The 3,957-nt window shown below is 51.6% G+C and carries 4 protein-coding genes and 1 pseudogene; all 5 read left to right on the top strand.

Annotated features, from left to right (window positions below; genetic code table 11):
* Positions 1–148 precede the first annotated feature (148 nt).
* Positions 149–664, top strand: a complete 516-nt coding sequence (locus tag AC2FLP_RS21955; RefSeq protein ID WP_496686517.1) for a DUF805 domain-containing protein — start codon at positions 149–151, stop codon at positions 662–664.
* 190 nt (positions 665–854) lie between these two features.
* Positions 855–1,508: a hypothetical protein gene (locus AC2FLP_RS21950; RefSeq protein ID WP_496686515.1), complete on the top strand. Its 654-nt coding sequence runs from the start codon at positions 855–857 to the stop codon at positions 1,506–1,508.
* A complete protein-coding gene (locus AC2FLP_RS21945) occupies positions 1,492–2,028 on the top strand; it encodes a hypothetical protein (protein ID WP_299900038.1) in 537 nt (178 codons plus the stop codon). The genes AC2FLP_RS21950 and AC2FLP_RS21945 overlap by 17 nt, the downstream gene beginning before the upstream one ends.
* A 625-nt stretch (positions 2,029–2,653) precedes the next feature.
* Positions 2,654–3,580, top strand: a complete 927-nt coding sequence (locus AC2FLP_RS21940; RefSeq protein WP_117871541.1) for a DMT family transporter — start codon at positions 2,654–2,656, stop codon at positions 3,578–3,580.
* Positions 3,581–3,693: 113 nt separating this feature from the next.
* A pseudogene (locus AC2FLP_RS21935) lies at positions 3,694–3,957 on the top strand (hypothetical protein); the annotation flags it as partial.

Genomic DNA, 3,957 nt, shown 5'->3' with positions numbered 1-3,957 from the left:
TTTTCCGCGCGTAAAATTCTTTACGCTCTCATGCGATAGGCTTCTACTTTCAAACAAAAAAGTAAGTGGGAGCATCCGTAGGGGCGAGTGCGTTCTCCTGAGCAGCGAAGCGTTTGAGGCCGCAAAGAAAGTAAGAATGGAGTGAAATATGGGATTTGGTGAAGCAGTTAAAACGTGTTTCTCGAAATACTTCCAGTTCTCCGGTCGGGCTTTACGCTCAGAATACTGGTGGTTCTTCTTGTTTGTGGTTCTCGTAAGTGCCGCTTTAGCTGTGCTGGATACTATCATATTCGGGACCAACCCAGAAACTGGGCAAGGATCTCGCGTCATGTCCTCTGTTTTTCAACTGGCCGTTCTCATACCTATGCTCGCAGCAGGTTGGCGGAGGTTGCATGATACAGGACGACCTGGCTGGTATTTGCTGCTGCCGATGGCGCTCAGCATTACAACGCTTTTTGTTATGCTGGGTGGCGTGGCGTTCTTCTCGGTATTGGAGCAAGGGACAGAAAACCCCGATGCATTGCGAGGACCCGCGGCAGTCTTGGGCGTGACCGGTATTGTTGTTGTCTCAATTCTTCAATTGGTTCTGTCCATCCTGATGATCTGGTGGCTGACACGACCTTCCCAAGAAGGTGCAAACGAATACGGCGCACCTGTTTCCTGACCTGGTTGCCCAGGCAACGGGCCGGAATCTCTGCTGAAAGACAGTACGAGTCCTAATACCATGGAGAGTGAAAATGAGTTTCAAGCTGATTTCCATTGGAATTCTAATGATGGCAATTGCAACCACAGCATCAGCGGAGTGGTCGTTCAGTTCCGGGCCCAACCCCAATGCCTTTATTCAGACCGGAAACATGACGCTGGAACTTCAGTGTAACCGTGTCCGCTTTGCTCCGGCTGGATACGAGGACAGCCAGGACATTGTGGAGAAGCAAGGGCTTTCAATTCGTTTTTTGAAAAACGGCAACACCGAGGTTGCCGCATTTCAGGTTGGCGCTGAAAATGCTGCTTTGCAGATCGTTGACAATTATCCCGTCGAGATCAGTTTCAATAGCCAGCAGGACTATGGTTTTGTACTAGACCAACTTGCGGCCAATGCATCGGTAAACCTGTCGATGGTTGATCAAGATATCAGCTATGGAATCTTTGACTTGAAAGGTTCCGGCGCGGCAATTCGGTCCCTTCGTTCCGCGTGCGATTCAGATGCTAGCCAGGGGACCTCCTACGAAGCGCCCGAAGGCATCGTCTATTGTGGTGGCGGAGCGAAAAAACGCGTAATCGAACCCGTAATTTTGGACAACCCAGACGGAGAGTGGGACGCGCGAGTAACGGTTAACGGCGAGTCGATCAGAGCCATGACGGCCTACAGCTACTTCGGAAACTCTGAGCCGCCGACCGGATTTGTCGTGGCCCTGCTTGGGGAAGACAGGTCCGAATTTCTGATTTTTAGCGAAGGCTCGGCAAACTGGCTGGAATACGGGGACTATAGGTATGATCAATGCAATTGATTACCCCCTCCAACCGATTTCCCAATTGGTAAGCCAGTTTAAATGTTTGGTTTCCTCGATTGTGCTGGGTTCGGGTCTAGTTTGGACCTCATCAGCTTTCGCGGCTGACGTTTCGCAACTTCCAACCGGTTTGCGGGCGAAGGTTGATCTGGCGGCACAGGCCTGCACAGAGTTCAACAACGGTCAGTTTGGCTTAGATTGGGGCGCGGTTGAAAGGGTGGATCTTGACGGAGATCTACAACGCGACTGGGTTCTGAATGAGTCTGGTTTTGCGTGTTCGAGCGCCGCTTCTCTTTACTGCGGCACTGGCGGATGCATGTCGCACTTTTGGGTTGGCGAAGAGGTGCACTCCTTGCTCAATAAAGGCTGGACGGTCGTTGACTTTGGGCGTCAACGCGTTGTTGTCGCAGATATACATGGCTCCAATTGCGACGGAATAAACCCGACGCCTTGCGTCACAGCCAGTGTTTGGGATGCGGAAACTAAGACGTGGCGCTCGTCTGCTGGCGATTGGGAGTAAACTGCATATGTGCGTAGCAAATGTGCCAGAGGACGCCGTTAGCTCGATGGGTTCTCTGTCGCATGCAAACTTCCGGGCGAATTGTGCAAATTTATGCGCAAATACCGCACAGAGGTTATGGGCAAGCTTCCAAGATTTTCTTTAATGAAATCAATGTCGAAAACGCAGTGTTATGTGCGCACCTACATCAGGTGTAGGTTTGCGCATAACACTTCGCGCACCCCATAGGTTTGCGTAGTTTGCCCATAGTTTTGCGTTGTAAGTCTGGAACCAATCTGACGGTTGGATTGGTGCCAGCTCAAGGGCAATCACGAGTATTTTCAAGAAGCAGGGTTGATGCCAAACGCGACAAATGACGGCACCCATCCCGATGCGAACATTCCACCGTCATCCTACCTCGGATAAAACAGACGTTCCTGCAAGGATCAGAGTTCGTGGAGTCCGCCACCAAGCAGACCTTCGCTGCTAGCGCAGCACTAGGACTCAGTGACGGCGGCAATGCACAGGAAGCGGACTTTTCATCTAAGATGCAATGTTTTTTTCTTGGACAGCAGCTATGTGGGACAAAGCAGTCGTTCGTAGAATCTCTAAAGACGAAGATGCAAATGCGTGATAGCTCCAGATTATGGCCACGACATCTGCGCGAAATCGAACGCCCATACCTTACGCATTTGCGGGTATTGGTGTTCTCTTTGCTTCAATCTGTTTCGGGCTGGTTCCCTACTTCAGCCGCAGCCTGACCGAACAGGGTGTTGCACCCTATGCGGTCGCATTCTACCGCTACATTGTTGCGGCTCTTCTTCTGCTTCCTGTTCTCATTGTGCACCGAAAAGAATGGCGAGAGATCACTTGGGGTCTTTCCGCCGGAGCCGTAATGGGGCTTGGTTGGATCGGATATGTAACGGCGCTGGAGAAGCTGCCCGCATCGACAGTGGGTGTGCTTTACATGACCTATCCGGTGTTCACCTTAGGTATTGCTTGGGCGGTGTTTGGCGATGCACCCACGCGACGCGCCATGTTGGCCGCTGGTCTGATTGTGGTGGCAGCTGTCATTGCTGGCTCGCCTGCGTCAGTGGCTGCGGAACACCTACCAACGCTGCTGCTATCCCTTGCCGCCCCATTTGGGTTTGGCTTCGGAATTTGCGTACTGGTACACAGGTTGTCACGGATTGCACCGTTGGCACGTATCGCGTCAGTTTCTCTGGGGTCTGTACTGGGCCTCGCGCCGCTCATCCTTGGAGCTGAGGTTGGAGAGCTTCTCCCAAGGGAACAATCCGATTGGCTTTTCATTGTTGGTATTGGTCTGGTTACCGCTTTCGTACCCCAGCTTATCTACACGATATGCTCACCTGTTATTGGGGCTTCCCAAACTGCGGTCGTCGGAAGCATCGAATTACCCACGATGTTTGCCGTGGGATATCTTGCCTTTGGCGAAGCCATCTCTTTACCTCAAGCTTTGGCATGTGCCTTAGTGCTGGGCGCAATCGCGATCACAAGAAGTAAAAAGACGCGCACCGTATCTACCGTACTCGCAAAATCACCAAGGCGGTAGTACTGGGCTCGAACCGGTCATCTGACGGTTTCAGTTGTTCATCGGGTCGGTTCAGACGGCATCAAGGTCGGCCTAGCGGACAAAGCCGACCTTGCAGAAAAGCGAGGTAATTCTTGAAAAAACTTGCTTCTGCTGGGATGGTTTCTCCGACAGAATTTTCTGAGGAATTTACAATGCATTTTCCCAAACTTGCGGCGGTTTCGTCGATTTTTCTCACTATAGCCAATTCGCAAGCGCTCTCCCAGGATGGGGGACCGATACTGTTCACAAACGTCAACGTGTTTGATGGTGTGAATGAGGAAATGATTACAAATGCCAATGTCGTTGTAACCGACAATCTGATCACAGATGTGTCCTCAGAACCCCTCGCCGTCGCC

The organism is Ruegeria sp. CDSA141, from assembly GCF_059612005.1.
The sequence above is the reverse complement of the archived record's forward strand: the minus strand, read 5'-3'. Positions and strand labels throughout refer to the sequence as shown.